The organism is Micromonospora salmantinae, assembly GCF_022230905.1.
Lineage (GTDB): Bacteria > Actinomycetota > Actinomycetes > Mycobacteriales > Micromonosporaceae > Micromonospora > Micromonospora salmantinae.
This window is the reverse complement of record NZ_JAKKFG010000008.1, coordinates 46,871-61,123: the sequence shown is the minus strand read 5'-3', so window position 1 is coordinate 61,123 and position 14,253 is coordinate 46,871. Positions and strand designations below refer to the sequence as shown.

At 70.3% G+C, this 14,253-nt stretch carries 12 protein-coding genes; 4 read left to right on the top strand and 8 right to left on the bottom strand.

Annotation, left to right across the window (positions count from 1 at the left end):
• Positions 1-26 precede the first annotated feature (26 nt).
• Entirely contained in the window at positions 27-719 is a 693-nt protein-coding gene (locus PSH03_RS07610) for an ABC transporter ATP-binding protein (protein ID WP_210784953.1), read from the bottom strand.
• The gene (locus PSH03_RS07605; protein ID WP_238688664.1) at positions 706-1,467 is read right to left on the bottom strand and encodes an ABC transporter ATP-binding protein; all 762 of its coding nucleotides are present in this window, start codon (positions 1,465-1,467) and stop codon (positions 706-708) included. Before PSH03_RS07605 ends, PSH03_RS07610 begins: the two co-directional genes overlap by 14 nt.
• A 223-nt stretch (positions 1,468-1,690) precedes the next feature.
• Between PSH03_RS07605 and PSH03_RS07600 the strand changes: the two genes are divergently transcribed.
• The gene (locus tag PSH03_RS07600) at positions 1,691-2,548 is read left to right on the top strand and encodes an SPFH domain-containing protein (RefSeq protein ID WP_210784954.1); all 858 of its coding nucleotides are present in this window, start codon (positions 1,691-1,693) and stop codon (positions 2,546-2,548) included.
• Positions 2,549-2,713: 165 nt separating this feature from the next.
• On the opposite strand, the gene PSH03_RS07595 is transcribed toward PSH03_RS07600, so the two are convergent.
• The gene (locus PSH03_RS07595) at positions 2,714-4,090 is read right to left on the bottom strand and encodes a permease prefix domain 1-containing protein (RefSeq protein WP_238688663.1); all 1,377 of its coding nucleotides are present in this window, start codon (positions 4,088-4,090) and stop codon (positions 2,714-2,716) included.
• Positions 4,087-4,410: a PadR family transcriptional regulator gene (locus PSH03_RS07590; RefSeq protein ID WP_255750225.1), complete on the bottom strand. Its 324-nt coding sequence runs from the start codon at positions 4,408-4,410 to the stop codon at positions 4,087-4,089. Before PSH03_RS07590 ends, PSH03_RS07595 begins: the two co-directional genes overlap by 4 nt.
• 218 nt (positions 4,411-4,628) lie before the next feature.
• Here PSH03_RS07590 and PSH03_RS07585 point away from each other — a divergent pair, with 218 nt between their 5' ends.
• Positions 4,629-4,892 (top strand): hypothetical protein, encoded by a 264-nt coding sequence (locus PSH03_RS07585; RefSeq protein ID WP_091402229.1) that lies wholly within the window; start codon positions 4,629-4,631, stop codon positions 4,890-4,892.
• 104 nt (positions 4,893-4,996) lie between these two features.
• On the opposite strand, the gene PSH03_RS07580 is transcribed toward PSH03_RS07585, so the two are convergent.
• The 3 genes from PSH03_RS07580 to PSH03_RS07570 form a co-directional block, all read right to left on the bottom strand.
• Positions 4,997-6,172, bottom strand: coding sequence for an alcohol dehydrogenase catalytic domain-containing protein (locus PSH03_RS07580; RefSeq protein WP_238688661.1), 1,176 nt, complete (start codon positions 6,170-6,172; stop codon positions 4,997-4,999).
• Complete coding sequence (locus PSH03_RS07575; protein WP_238688660.1) at positions 6,169-7,623, bottom strand: aldehyde dehydrogenase family protein; 1,455 nt, start codon at positions 7,621-7,623, stop codon at positions 6,169-6,171. The genes PSH03_RS07580 and PSH03_RS07575 overlap by 4 nt, the downstream gene beginning before the upstream one ends.
• An 81-nt stretch (positions 7,624-7,704) precedes the next feature.
• A complete protein-coding gene (locus PSH03_RS07570; RefSeq protein WP_210784958.1) occupies positions 7,705-8,361 on the bottom strand; it encodes a TetR/AcrR family transcriptional regulator C-terminal domain-containing protein in 657 nt (218 codons plus the stop codon).
• Between the two features lie 196 nt (positions 8,362-8,557).
• On the opposite strand from PSH03_RS07570, the gene PSH03_RS07565 reads away from it, so the two are divergent.
• Complete coding sequence (locus tag PSH03_RS07565; protein WP_210784959.1) at positions 8,558-9,730, top strand: acyl-CoA dehydrogenase family protein; 1,173 nt, start codon at positions 8,558-8,560, stop codon at positions 9,728-9,730.
• A 62-nt stretch (positions 9,731-9,792) separates the two neighbouring features.
• On the opposite strand, the gene PSH03_RS07560 is transcribed toward PSH03_RS07565, so the two are convergent.
• Positions 9,793-10,830, bottom strand: a complete 1,038-nt coding sequence (locus tag PSH03_RS07560; RefSeq protein ID WP_238688659.1) for an aminotransferase class V-fold PLP-dependent enzyme — start codon at positions 10,828-10,830, stop codon at positions 9,793-9,795.
• A 146-nt stretch (positions 10,831-10,976) separates the two neighbouring features.
• Here PSH03_RS07560 and PSH03_RS07555 point away from each other — a divergent pair, with 146 nt between their 5' ends.
• Positions 10,977-14,243: a COR domain-containing protein gene (locus PSH03_RS07555; RefSeq protein WP_238688658.1), complete on the top strand. Its 3,267-nt coding sequence runs from the start codon at positions 10,977-10,979 to the stop codon at positions 14,241-14,243.
• The last annotated feature ends 10 nt before the right edge of the window (positions 14,244-14,253 follow it).

Here is a 14,253-nt window from a genome sequence, read left to right as displayed (position 1 = left end):
CGTCGCGCGGGTCGTCGTTGAGAAATTCAGATCCCGAGGTACGCGAGCAGTTCGCGTTCGCGCGAAAGCACGTCGGAGTTGTCCATCGCCTCGGCGACCCGGCCCTCGGCCAGCAGGTAGTGCCGGTCGGCGACACCGGTGGCGAAGTGCAGGTTCTGTTCGACCAGCAGCACCGTCACCCCGTGCCGTTTGGCCTCGCGCAGCAGGTCGCCGACCTGTTGCACCAGCAGTGGCGACAGCCCTTCGGTGGGCTCGTCGCAGAGCAGCAGCCGGGCGCCCATCCGCAGCACCCGGGCCAGCGCGAGCATCTGCTGCTCGCCGCCGGAGAGCATGGTGGCCGCCGAGTCCCGTCGGGTGTACAGGGCCGGAAACGCCTCGTACACCCGCTCCAGCGACCACGGGTCGGGGCCGACTGTGGGTGGCAGCGTGAGGTTCTCGGTGACCGTCAACGTGGCGTAGCTGCCCCGGTCGTCGGGCACCCAGCCCAGCCCCAGGCGGGCCCGCTTGTGCGCCGGCAGCCTGGTGATGTCCCGCCCGTCCAGCTCCACGGTGCCGCGCTGACCGGGGTGCAACCCCATCACGCAGCGCAGCAGTGTGGACTTGCCGGCACCGTTGCGGCCGACCAGGGTGACCACCTCGCCGGCGCAGACCTCGAGGCTGACGTCACGCAGCACCTGCGCCTCGCCGTAGGAGGCGGACAGGTTGTCAATGCGCAGCATCGGCGGCTCCCAGGTAGGCGGTGATCACGCGCTCGTCGGCGCGGACCCGCTCGTACGGGCCCTCGACGAGCACCTTGCCGGCCTGGAGCACTGTGACGGTGTCGGCGAGACGGCCGACCACGCTCATGTTGTGCTCGACCATCACCACGGTCCGGCCCTGCCGGACCCGACCGATCAGCTCGACGGTGCGGTCGACGTCCTCCAGGCCCATGCCCGCTGTCGGCTCGTCGAGCAGCAGCACCTTCGGGTCCAGCGCCAGCGCGATGGCCAGCTCCAGGGCGCGTTTGCGGCCGTACGCCAGGGACGCCGAGGGAGCGTGCGCCAGCTCGGCGAGCCCCACCATGGCCAGCAGTTCGTCGGCCCGTTCGGTGTAGCGGCCCATCAGCTTCGCCGACCGCCAGAACCGCCAGCCCAGCCCACTGGGCGACTGCAACGCCAGCGCGACGTGTTCGCGCGCGGACAGTTGGGGAAAGAGGCTGGTGATCTGGAACGAACGGGCCACGCCGAGCCGGGCCACCTGCTCCGGGGGCAGCCCGGTGACGTCCCGCCCGCCCAGCTCGATCCGGCCACCACTGGGTCGCAGGAAGCCGGTGAGCAGGTTGAACAGGGTGGTCTTGCCCGCGCCGTTCGGGCCGACCAGCGCGTGCACGCTGTCCGACGCCACGTCGAGGTCGACGTCGTCGACCGCCCGGAAGCCCCGGAAGTCGCGGGTCAGCCCACGGGCCGACAGGAGCGCTTGCCCGGCCATCGCCTCATCCTCCGCACGTCGCGGCGACGGTGGGTTCGGTGACCGTGGTCACAGGCCCGTCGCGTGGACGAAACCTACGGCGGGCCGCTGGAGTCGAACCATGTCGATGGGCTCCATATTCGACCCGCGATTGACGTGCGTGAACTCCACTCCCCCGCGCCGTCGACTTGACCGGACCCCCTAGGTTGATGATCCACACAGCCCACCGGAAGGTTCCCACCCCATGCCCGTCGGCTTCACCATGGCGATCGTCTTCGCCGTCGCCCTGGCGGTCAGCGCCGTCGTCGCACTCGTCGCCCCCGCACGGCCGCTCAAGCGGATGGCCGCCCTCGCGGCGCTCGGCTTTCTCGCCCTCACGCTGGTGGTCGGCATCGCCTCCAGCGCCCACTCGGTACCCATCCGCTCGGTCGGCATCGTCACCAGCTTCGGCAAGCCCACCGGCGAGGTGACCGGCTCGGGCCTGAAGTGGGTGGCACCCTGGCAGAAGGTCGGGGAGTGGGACGCGGGCCGCCAGAAGTACGACCACATCGGCGGCGACAACTGCGTGCGTGTGCGCACCGGCACCCTCGCCGACGCCTGCGTCGAGGTGCTCGTCGAATGGCAGGTCAAGCCGGAGAACGCGCCGAAGCAGTTCATGGACTACAAGGGCGACTTCGGCAGCTTCCGGGGTCAGCGGGTGGGTGTGCAGCTCGACAGCGCGGTCAACGACGCCTTCGCCGCGTACAACCCGCTGGAGAAGATCGACGCCCAGACCGGCGACCTCAACGTCGACCTGAAGCCGTTCGCCGCGAACATCAAGACCAGCGCGGAGACCCGCCTCGCCACCGACGTGGACATCCTCTCGGTGACCATCACCCGGGTGAACCACGACGACAAGACCGAGGGCAACATCAAGGCGTTCCAGGACAAGCTGGCGCAGACCCGCAACCTGGAGCAGGACCGCAAGAACGCCGAGATCTCCAAGCAGATCACCGAGACCAACGCCACTGTCGACAAGGTGACCCGTTGTCTGGAGATCGCGGAGAAGAACGGCGCGAACCCGGGGCTCTGCATCAACCCGGGCATCGTCACCGGCAAGTGACCCACAGCCCCAGGACGATCACCGTCGGTCACCTTCGTCGGGGCGGGTGCGGCATCAAGCGGTATACCTCAGAGGCATAAATATGCCTCCGAGGTATACCGCTCCTCGGCAGATCGACATCGCGGGCCAGCCGAGCGCACGGTGGAGCCGTGAGGAATTGACCGCCTAGGCGAAGCTGAACAGCGGCGGGAAGACGAGGACCACGATCCAGGCCCACACGGCGTACACGGGCAGGTAGCCGGTCTGCCACCGTTCGAGCGTCGCGAACGGTGTGCGCCGACGGATGAAGGACAGCAGCAGCCACGCCGACCACGCGAGGTTGACCAGCAGGATCACGTTCTCGCCGAGCGCTGCCGCCCGGTTGGGCGTACCGCCGTACTCGTCGGTGATGCGCCCGGTGATCTCCGCCAGCACCAGCACGTCGATGGCCAACGCACTGACCACCAGCGCGAGTTGGAGTTTGTCGAACGGGCCGGGCGGGGCCAGCGGGTCACGGGCCGAGAGTGAGTAGAGCAGCAGCCCCAGCACCACGACCAGCAGGAGGTCGAAGAGGAGCAGCGCCTCCCGCTCGACGTCGATGCCGTGGCTGGTCCAGACGACAGCGACGAGGAAGGCGAGCAGCGCGGCGGTGAAGAGCGGGGTGAACAGCCGGGTGAGGACCGGCGCGATGTTCTCGACGACACTCTGCTTGGCCTCGACGAGCCACCCGGCCACCACGACCGCGGCCGCGGCGCCTGCGGGCAGCAGCCACTGCGAGATGAACGCCTCCGGGACGATCCCGATGGCCGCGAAGGTGTTGAACAGGAACGCGGAGAGCACGCCGCCGCCGAGGGCCATCAGCACCAGGTAGATGAACCACTCGCCGGTGAATCGGATGAAGTCCATGCGTCGACGGGAGGAGCGCCAGTCGTCGGCGACATAGGCCAGGCCGACCACCAGCCACAGGGCGATGGGCAGATGGATGCTGGTGACGACAACGGACTGCGAATCGTCCGCCAGGGGGTAGGCGTTGGCCGCCACGGCGCCGAGGACGAAGAGCACCGCCAGTGCCGCGATCACCGTCCGTCCGGCCCCCCGGCGCCAGGCCAGGTACGCCGCCAGCCAGGGCAGCGCGAACAGTGTGAAGTTCCGCGCGTAGAACGAGCCGTCGTCGGCGAAACTCAGCCCGAACAGCGCCGGCACCTTGACGGACGCCACCGCACCCGCCGCACAGCCGAGCATGACCCACAGGTCCCGGCGGGAGCGCGTGCCGCCGACCGGGCTGCCGGAGTCGCCGGTCAGCACCAACTGCTTCCACAACCGTTCGGAATGTTCCCGGGCGAACTCGCGGGACAGGTCGTCGAGGCTGCCCATTCGTTTCACAGCGACCAGGAACGCCTCGTCCGGGCTCAGGCCGGCGGCCACGAGCTCGTCGACGGAGCCACGAAGGTGGTCTTCCAGTTCGTCGGCGTCCACCGGTTGCAGTTCCCGGCGGCGCAGCACGTACTGACGCCACTGCTCGAACTGCGCTTCCAACTCCTGCGGCCCCTCGTGCGCCGTCATGCCAGGCCCTCCAACGGGCGCACCGTCAGCGGCGCGCGGTCGTGCCAGATCTCCTTGAGCGCGCCCACCACTGTGTCCCACTGCCGACGCTGCTCGGCCAGTTCGGCCAGACCCCGGTCGGTGACGCGGTAGTACTTGCGCTTCCGCTCGCCGGCGACCGCCTGCCAGCTCGACTCCAGGTGACCGAGGCGCTCGAGCCGGTGCAGCAACGGATAGAGCAGCCCTTCGGTCCAGTCCAGCTCACCCCCGGACAGTTCGTTGATCCGCCTGAGGATGGCGTACCCGTAGCTCTCACCCTCAGCCAGGATGCCGAGCACCATCGGCGTCGCCGAGGCGGCGACCAGATCCTTGGCGACCTTCACGGAACCCCCCACTCCCAAACCTAGAAGTACGATGCATAGTACTGCTAGGTATGACTCCCGGCGCAACACACCGGGACGAGAGGTCGACCGAATCGCCTTTCCGGGCGGCGGTGGTGCCGCGAACGGCTTGGTCCGGGTTAGCCTTGGCGCATATGGCTACCTTTCGCAGCGCCTCAGTGCTCCTTTCCTCAGACGGCACCAGGACCCCCGGCACCGCCGCGCTCTTCGCCGAGCCGGCCCGTAGGGGCGGGATTCCGCCCTGGGCAGGCGACTTCCGGCCCGCCAACAGCGCCGGCAACGGCCCCAAGAACGCGGTCGGCAAGACCTTCACCTTGGAGCTGCCCGACGGCAGCACCGGCAAGGTCGTCGTCCAGGGCCTCAAGAGCGGCAAGGGCGGCGTCGTGCTGGCGCTGATGGGCGAGGACGCCCCACCCTTCTGACCAGTCCCCCGGCCTCGTTGCCCGGGTGCCCAGGGTTGGCCCTTCCGGGGTCGACCCAGGGCACCTGGCCAACCACGTCAGTCGCCCGACAGCTGTGACGAGCGTCAGTCCAGGGTGACCACCCAGCGAGCGCCCTCTCCCCGCGCCAACCGGTCGAACGCCGCAGGCGCCTCGTCCAACGGAACCGTCCCGCTGACCAGCACACCCAGATCCAGTGCGCTGTCGGCCAGTTCGGCGGCCAGCACCGGCACCTCCCGGTCCGGGTCGGACGAGCCGTACACCGAGGAGCGCAGCGTGCGCGCGGAGTGGAAGATGTCCAGCGCGCCCAGGCTGACCATGTCGTCCTTCGCGCCCATGCCCACCACCGTCACCGCTCCCCCACGCCGGGTCAGCCGCCAGGCGGCGCGGATGGTGGCGGCCCGACCGACGCACTCGAAGGCGTGGTCGACGCCCCGGCTCTCGGTGCGCGCCCGTACCTCCTTGGAGAGCCGGTCGTCGGAGAGCAGGAAGTCGGTCGCCCCGGCGGCGAGCGCCAGGTCCCGTTTCGCCTCGGCGACGTCGATGGCCAGGATCGGCGTGGCACCGGCCCGGCGGGCCGCGCTGAGCACGGCGAGCCCGACCCCACCGAGCCCGACGACAGCGACCGACTCGCCGGGCGCCACCCGGGCGGTGTTCCGGACCGCGCCGACGCCGGTGAGCACCGCGCAGCCGAGCAGTGCGGCCTGCTCGGGCGGCAGCCCGGCGGGGATCGGGATGACGGCCCGTTCGGGTACCACCACAGCCTCGGCGAGCGCGCCGAGGCCGAGGGTCAGGTGCAGCGGAACCCCGTCGTCGGTCTCGCCGCGCGCCACGGTCGGGGCGGTGGTGTCGGCGCAGAGCCACGGCTCGCCGCGCCGACACCACCAGCAGGCCCGGCAGGCCGGCGCCCAGTTGAGCACCACCGGGGTGCCGACCGTCAGTTGGCCGCCCGGCCCGACCTCGGCCACCACGCCGGTCGCCTCGTGCCCGAGCACCAGCGGGAACCTCGCGGCGAGGGTGCCGTTGACCATGGACAGGTCGGAGTGGCAGACACCGGCCGCCCTGATCGTCACCCGCACCTCGCCGGGGCCGGGCGCGGGCAGGCGTACCCGCTCGACCCGCAGCTCGGCGCCGGACCCGCGCGCGACCAGCGCGCGAACAACGACCGGCGCGGACGCCGGCTCGGTGCCGCCACCCGGCGCGGCCGGCGACGGTTCGATGCGGCCCGCGGGCGCGGCCGGGGACAGCTCGGGGTCGGTCATCGCTGGATCGCCTTCAGCTCGCAGAACTCGGCCAGCCCGTGCACGCCCAACTCCCGGCCCAGGCCGGACTGCTTGTAGCCGCCGAACGGGGCGAGCGGGTTGAACGGGGCACCGTTGATGTCGACGGCGCCGGTGCGCAGCCGCCGGGCCACCGCGAGCGCCGCGTCGGTGTCGGCGGACCAGACCGCGCCGGCCAGCCCGTACTTCGAGTTGTTGGCGATGGCGACCGCCTCGTCGGTGTCGGCGAACGGGATGACGGCGAGCACCGGGCCGAAGACCTCCTCCTGGGCGAGCGCGCTGTCGGGATGCACGTCGGCGAAGACGGTCGGGGCGACGAAGTGCCCCCGGGTCGGCACCGGGGCGTCGGGCCCGCCGGCGACCAGCCGGGCGCCGTCGGCCAGGGCCCGGTCGATGTGGCCACGCACCCGCCCGGCCTGAGCGGCGGAGACCAGCGGGCCGAGCCGGGTCACCGGGTCGAACGGATCACCGAGGCGGTAGCCGGCTACCGCCGTGGCGATCAGGTGGAGGGCTTCGTCGTACCGGTCGCGGTGCACCAGCATCCGGGTCCAGGCGGTACAGGTCTGCCCGGAGTTGAGCAGAGCGTTGCCGACGCCCACCTTGACGGCGGTGGCCAGGTCGGCGTCGGGGAGGATCACGTTGGCGGACTTGCCGCCCAGCTCCAGCGCGACCCGGGCGATGCGGTCGGCGGCGAGCCGCATGATCCGCGCGCCGGTGGCGGTGGAGCCGGTGAACGAGACCAGGTCGACGTCGGGGTGCCCGGCGAGCGCCTCACCCACCACCGGCCCGGTGCCGGGGACCAGGTTCAGCACGCCCGGCGGCAGGCCGGCTTCGGTGACCGCGTCGAAGAGCAGGTACGCGGTCAACGGGGTCAGCTCGCTGGGTTTGAGCACCACGGTGCAGCCGGCGGCCAGGGCGGGTGCGAGCTTCGCCATCACCTGGTGCAGTGGGTAGTTCCACGGGGTGATCGCGCCGACCACGCCGATCGGCTCGCGGACGACGAGGGAGTTGCCGATGCTCTCCTCGACCGGCGCGCGGGCGGCGAGCGCGACGTGGTCGCGCAGCACCGTCAGCGGGAGCCCGACCTGCACCCGGGTGGCGAGCTTGAGCGGCGAGCCCAGCTCGACGGCGATGGTGCGGGCGAGGTCGTCGGCGCGGGCGGTGAGCGCCGCGTGCAGCCGGTCGAGGTGGGCGGAGCGCTCGGCGGGGGTGGCGGCCGACCAGCCGGGAAACGCGGCGCGGGCCGCGGCCACGGCGCGATCCACGTCGGCCGGGCTGCCGGCCGGCACCTGCCCGATCGGTTCCCCGGTGCTCGGGTTCTCCACGTCGATGAGACCGGTATCGGCGGGAGGCGTCCACTCCCCGCCGAGGTGCAGGTGGCGCCGGAAGCGCAGGGAGTCGGGCAACAGCGACGGCGGGGCGGCGAGGTCCATGTCGTCCCTTCGAGGGTGGGCGATGGGCGATGGCGACGGGGGTCGCGACGGGCGATGAAACTAGCGCTGGGAGTTTGGACGCTACCCGTTGGGCCGGGCGGACTCCACCGTCTCGACGGTGCGGGTGTACTCGGCGGCCAGACCGTGCAGCAGGGCGTCCAGGCCGAGGGCGAAGGCGCCCTCGTCCACGCTCTGCTGATGCTCGGCGAGCCGGTGGGCCTGGCGCAGGTGTGGGTAGTGCGCCGCGTACAGCTCCGGGTCCTCGACGAAACCACGGGCGAACGAGCCGAGCGCCGACCCGGCCACGAAGTAACGCAGCGCCGCGCCGATGTGGGTGGCGCGGGCCGGCGGCCAGCCGGCGCGGACCAGCCCGCCGTAGACCGCGTCGGCCATGGCGAGGGCTGCCGGTCGACGACCCGGCCCCTGCGCCAGGTACGGCACGATGTTCGGGTGCGCGGTGAGGGCACGCCGGTACGACCAGGCCCAGTCCCGCAGCGCGGCGAGCCAGTCCCGGCTGGCGAAGCCGCTGGTGTCGACGGCACCGGTGACAGTGTCGGCGACCGCGTCGAGGATTTCGTCCTTGGTGGCGAAGTGGTTGTAGAGCGAGGGGCCCTGTACGCCGAGCGCGGCGGCGAGTCGGCGGGTGGAGAGCGCGCCGAGCCCGTCGGCGTCGATCAGCGCGAGCGCCGTCTCGACGATCCGGTCGCGGGTGAGCAGAGGCCGTCGAGGTCGGGGCACGTCAGAACTCCTCGGTCTGCGGTGTCCCTCCCCGTGGGAACCACCTGTTCACGCACCCTATCGGGGACCGCCTGCGGGCAGGCGTCACCACGTCGGCCGGAGAAGGGGTCTGGACGAATGAAAACTTACACCGCTAGTTTATGAGGGACCGCCACGGCCCGTGGCGGCGCACCACCACGCCGACCGAGGGGGAACCGTGGACTTCGCACTGTCCGACGAGGAACGCGCCGTCCGAGACACGGTGCGCGCGTTCATCACCCGCGAGGTGATGCCCCTGGAAGCGGAGGTGCTCCGCCGGGAACGGGCGCACCAGCCGGGCCTCGACCACTCCGAGGTGCGCGAACTGCAACTCAAGGCGCGCAAGTTCGGCTTCTGGGGCCTGGCCACCCCGGAGGAGTACGGCGGGATGAACCTGCCAGCCGTACTCCAGTCGTTGATCTGGACCGAGCTGGGCCGCACGTTCGTGCCGTTCCGCTTCGGCGGGGAGGCCGACAACATCCTGTTCCACGCCACCGAGGAGCAGAAGCGGGAGTTCCTCATCCCGACCATCGAGGGCGAGCGACGCTCCTGCTTCGCGATCACCGAGCCGGGCGCCGGATCCGACGCGGCGAACATCCGGCTGTCCGCCCGCCGCGACGGCGACGACTGGATCCTCGACGGCGAGAAGACCTTCATCACCGGCGGCCACGACGCCGACTTCGCCATCGTGGTCGCCGTGACCGACCGGGAGAAGGGCGCCCGCAACGGCGGCGCCACCGCGTTCCTGGTGGACCGGTCGATGGGCTGGCGTTCGGAGTTCATCCAGACGATGGGCGAGGGCGGGCCCGCGTCGCTCATCTTCGACGGCGTACGCGTGCCGCACCGCAACATCCTCGGTGAGATCGGGCAGGGCTTCACGCTCGGCATGGAGTGGATCGGCAAGGGGCGCTACACCATCCCGTCGCACGCCATCGGCATCGCCGAGCGGGTGTTGCAGATGGCCATCGAGTACGCCAACACCCGGGAGACCTTCGGCACGAAGATCGGCGCCAACCAGGCCATCCAGTGGATGATCGCCGACTCCGAGACGGAGCTGGAGGCGGCCCGCTGGCTGGTGCTGCGCTCGGCGTGGACCGTCGACGCGGGCCTGGACCCTCGGCACGCCTCGTCGATGGGCAAGCTCTACGGGGCCGGCATGGTCAACCGGGTGGTCGACCGGGTGCTCCAGATCCACGGCGGCATGGGCTACACCCGAGAGTTGCCGATCGAACGCTGGTACCGGCAGGTCCGGCTCTACCGGATCTTCGAGGGCACCGACGAGATGCAGCGGCTGATCATCTCGCGGGACCTGCTGCGCGGCTACACGAAGATCGGTGGCCACCTGGCCTGAGCCGCATCTCTGATGCCGCTGAGGACGGCCGGCCGCGCGCCCGGCCGTCCTCGGCGCCGGGTTCAGCCGGTCAACGCCGTGAGCGCGGCGTCCACGTCGGCCTCGGTGGAATAGATGTGGAACGAGGCCCGGACCCGTCCGGCGCGCACCGCCGCCCGGATGCCGGCCGCCGCGAGGCGCTGCTCCGCGTCCGGCACGTCCACGCTGACGATGGCGCTCTCCCCCGGCGCCCGGCCCAGCCCGGTCAGGAACCGGTTGGCCAGCGCCACGTTGTGCGCCCCGATCGCCGACACGCCGATCTCGGCGACCACGTCCAGGGCGGGCGCCGCCCCGACCCAGCTGAACCAGGCCGGTGAGATGTCGAACCGGCGGGCGTCGTCGGCCAGCCGCAGCGGCGGGCCGTAGTAGGAGGCGTGCGGGTCGCGGCCCGCGTACCAGCCGGCCGCGTCGGGGCGCAGCAGCTCACGCAACCCGGGGGCCAGATAGGCGTACGCGGTCCCGCGCGGATTCATCAGCCACTTGTAGCCGCCCACCGCCACCGCGTCGGCCCGACTGCCGTCGAACGGCAGCCAGCCGCACGCCTGGGTCGCGTCCACCACCACCAGCGCGTCGTGCGCGCGGGCCGCGGCCACGATCTCGTCGTACGCCGCGACCGCCCCGTCGGCCGACTGCACCAGGCTGAACGCCACCAGGTCGGTATCGGCGTCGATGGCGTCGACCAGAGATTCCAGCGGCACCGTGCGAACCGTGACGCCACGTTCCTCCTGAACCAGCCAGGGGAAGAGATTCGAGGTGAACTCGACCTCGGGGACCACCACCGTGGCACCGGCCGGCAGCGCCGCCGCGACCGGCGCGAGGAGCTGCGACACCGCCACGCCGACCGCCACGTCACCGACCGGCACCCCGATGAGGTCGGCGAGGATGGCACGAGCCCGGTGCGTCGACTCGCCCCAGCCTTCCCACGACGTACGACCAACCCGCCAGACCGCGAGAGCCTCCTGCAACGCCGCCCACGCCGGCTCCGGCGGCAACCCGTAGCTGGCGGTGTTCAACCAGCCTGGCTCCGGCTGCCACAGCTTCTGCGCCTGCTCGATCTCCATACCGTCGACGCTAGGCGGGGCGACGTCGAACGGGCACGGCCAATCGGCGATCGGCGGCCTGTCGGATCCGTACGTCGACCTGATCGCGCCGAGAGTCGACCCAGCCGGCAATACTGATTGTGCATGGGGGACTACGCTGCTTCGGCATGGATGACGGCGCGATTGGCGAGGCCAAGCACCGCATAGCTTTCGCTACCGGCGGGGATGTCGACCTCAGCGGTCTCGGCCTTACCGCTGGCGACCTTGCCGAGCTTCTGCGCGACACCCCGACCCTCGCCAATGTGACCAGTCTCGATCTCGCCGGGAACGACCTGGACACCCTGCCGGAGGCAGTCGCTGCCTGGACCTGCCTAGAAACCCTGGACCTGAATGACAACCGGCTCACCGCCCTACCCGACGCAGTCGCTGCCTGGACCTCCCTCACAAACCTGCACCTGAGAGACAACCAGCTCACCGCCCTACCCGACGCAGTCGCCGCCTGGACCTCCCTCACCGAGCTGCACCTCGTAGGCAATCGACTCACCACCCTGCCCAACGCAGTCGCCGCCTGGACGGGCCTAACCCTGCTGCACGCGCAACGAAACCAGCTCAGCGCGCTACCAGACGCAGTCGCCTCCTGGACTGCCCTGACACGGCTCAACCTGGACCGCAACCAGCTCAGCGCGCTACCGGACGCAGTCGCCTCCTGGACTGCCCTGACACGGCTCGATATGGACTACAACCAGCTCACGGCCCTGCCAAGCGCGGTCGCGACCTGGACCCATCTCAATCTTCTGTACCTGGACGGCAACCAGCTCACCACCTTGCCCGACGCCATCGCCGCCTGGACATCCCTCACCGAACTGCACCTGGACGGCAATCAACTCACTGCCCTGCCCGACGCCGTCGCCGCCTGGACATCCCTCGCATTCCTGGACCTGGACGACAACCAGCTCACGACCCTGCCCGACGCCATCGCCGCCTGGACATCCCTCACCGAACTGCACCTCGTGGACAATCGCCTCGCCACCCTGCCCAACGCCATTGGTCGGCTCGCAGAGCTTCGGATGCTTGTCGTGGAGGGCAATCCACTGCCGCCTGAGGTGCTGGCCGCCGAGGTGGAGGGTACGAAGGCGCTGCTGACGTTCCTCAGGGATGTCGCCACCGACGGGATCTCGATCTCGGAGGCGAAGCTGCTTTTCGTGGGCGCTGGCGAGGCTGGAAAGAGTTCCCTGCTGGGGGCGTTGCGCGGCGAGCCCTGGCAAGATCGTCACCAGACACAGGGCATGGAGATCAAGCCACTGGTGGTGAGCCACGCCGGCCATGAGATCACCCTCAACGGGTGGGATTTTGGCGGCCAACAGGCGTACCAGCCGGCGCACCAGTTGTTCTTCAGTGCGCCGGCCGTCTACGTCGTTGTCTGGAAACCCCGTCCGGGTGTCGCGGCCGGCATGGTGGAATCGTGGATCGCCATGATCGCCCATCGGGCCCCGGACGCCCGGGTCCTCGTGGTCGCGTCCCACGGCGGGCCGTCCTCTCGCGCCGATGCCATCGACGAAGCTCACCTGAAACAGCGCTTCGGCAATCTGATCGTTGGTTTTCACGAGGTCGACAGCGCCGTCCCGGACGATCGGCTGGAGGCGCTGCGGGAGGCGATCGCGATGACCGCCGGCACGCTCCCGCACGTACACCGTAACTACCCGGCCAACTGGCAGCGGACGATCGAGGCAGTCACGGCCGGCGGTCAGCAGGCGGTCGACTACCGCAGCTACGAAGCGGTAGCCGCAGCGCAGGGCCTGAACGACTTCCAGGCACGAACACTGGCCAGTAATGCCCACCACCTGGGAAAGTGGATCTACTACGCGGACGATGACGCGTTGGCCGCGTTCGTGATTCTTCAACCGGACTGGCTCAACGTCGCGATCGCCGCCGTCCTCGACAGTCGAGACGCCGTCGACGCCCTCGGTCTCGTCTCACACCGCATGCTCGGCAGTCTGTGGAGTGCCGCCCAGGCTCCCGACAGCACGCTCTACACGAGGGAACAGCAGCGACTGTTCCTGGCACTCATGGGGCGCTTCGAGCTGACCTACCAGGTCTCACTCGACGCCGCACCCGAGCCGGTGAGTCTCATCGCGCAACTCGTCCCTGCCGCACAGCCGGACCTGCGGATGGCATGGGTCGAGTTCCGCCCCGGCGACCGCGAGTACCTGGAGGTGTGCCGGATCTCGGAAGGTCCCGCAGGTAGCGTGGTCATTCCCGACTCCCTGATGTACCGGCTCATCGTTCGACTCCACCACCAGCGCTACACGGAGCCCGATTCCCTGCAGGGTGTGCACTGGCAGCAGGGCATGGTCCTGCAGAGCCGGTACGGTGCCCGCGCGCTCCTCACGGTACGTACCGGGGTCGGTGTCCAGGTCCAGGTGCGCGGCCCGGACGCCGTCACCTACCTACGCCAGGTCACCGACGAGATCCGCTACTGCATCGAGCGGTTCTGGCCCGGCCTGAGCACCGTCGCCCTCGTCGCCTGCCGGGACGGGTGCGGCCTGCCCACGCCGGGTGCGGGCTTGTTCGACGTCGACAAGCTCATCAAACTGCGCGACCGGCACGGGCAGAGCATCGCGCAGTGCCCGATATCCGGCTGCGACGCCTTCCCCGCCATCAACTCGCTGCTGGGCGGTTCGGGCGCGACCCAGGACGCGCTCGCCGTTCTGCAGGACGGCGTGGCGCTGATGGACAACCATGTCCGCGGGCTGAGTCAGCGGGTGACCGAGCTCAACGACACCGTCAAGGCCAATCTTGCGGGCGTGAACGCACAGCTGACCGCGTTGATGTGGCAGCTCAACGACGAGGCCGCGGACGGACCGCGCCTCTTCACCCTCACCCCCGTCGAGGCGTCCGTTCGCAACCCGCAGTGGACCACCAAGCGGATGCGGCTGACGTTGTACTGCGAGCACTCGCTTCAGCCTGTGCACGTCCTCGAGCCTGCGCGGCACGATGCCGGGGTCTACGACACGGACGTTTCCCGCGAGTGGTGGACCAGAGCTGTCCCACTCCTGAAGGCCACCACAATGCTCCTCAAGCCTCTCCTGGGCGTGGGGCTGGCCGAGCTCAAACTCGATTTCAGCGACGAGCAGTGGAAAGCCATCGAAGAGCAGGTCTCCCTGGCGAACGAGACGCTGAACGCCGCGGCGGAGGCCGCGAACCACCTCACCGCGGACGACCACAGCGCCGGGCTCGCGGAACAGGCCCCCACCGCACCAACGGCTCCCGTCCACGCCGAGGGCGCCACCCTCCGGATGCTGCACGTCGCGCTCCGCGCCCAGGACGTCACCATCGCCGACCTCCGCAAGGTGGTACGCCCCGACGGCCGCATCCTCTGGGTCCACCGTCAGTTCGAGCACCTCTACCACAGCGGCCTACCCGTCATCCCCTGACCCGGACTGG

Excerpts from the sequence above, each read along its gene's own strand:
- PSH03_RS07555 (WP_238688658.1), top strand. The coding sequence starts at position 10,977 with ATGGATGACGGCGCGATTGGCGAGGCCAAGCACCGCATAGCTTTCGCT.
- PSH03_RS07595 (WP_238688663.1), bottom strand. The coding sequence starts at position 4,090 with ATGACGGCGCACGAGGGGCCGCAGGAGTTGGAAGCGCAGTTCGAGCAG.
- PSH03_RS07575 (WP_238688660.1), bottom strand. The coding sequence starts at position 7,623 with ATGGACCTCGCCGCCCCGCCGTCGCTGTTGCCCGACTCCCTGCGCTTC.
- PSH03_RS07605 (WP_238688664.1), bottom strand. The coding sequence starts at position 1,467 with ATGGCCGGGCAAGCGCTCCTGTCGGCCCGTGGGCTGACCCGCGACTTC.
- PSH03_RS07560 (WP_238688659.1), bottom strand. The coding sequence starts at position 10,830 with ATGGAGATCGAGCAGGCGCAGAAGCTGTGGCAGCCGGAGCCAGGCTGG.
- PSH03_RS07590 (WP_255750225.1), bottom strand. The coding sequence starts at position 4,410 with ATGGTGCTCGGCATCCTGGCTGAGGGTGAGAGCTACGGGTACGCCATC.
- PSH03_RS07580 (WP_238688661.1), bottom strand. The coding sequence starts at position 6,172 with ATGACCGACCCCGAGCTGTCCCCGGCCGCGCCCGCGGGCCGCATCGAA.
- PSH03_RS07600 (WP_210784954.1), top strand. The coding sequence starts at position 1,691 with ATGCCCGTCGGCTTCACCATGGCGATCGTCTTCGCCGTCGCCCTGGCG.
- PSH03_RS07610 (WP_210784953.1), bottom strand. The coding sequence starts at position 719 with ATGCTGCGCATTGACAACCTGTCCGCCTCCTACGGCGAGGCGCAGGTG.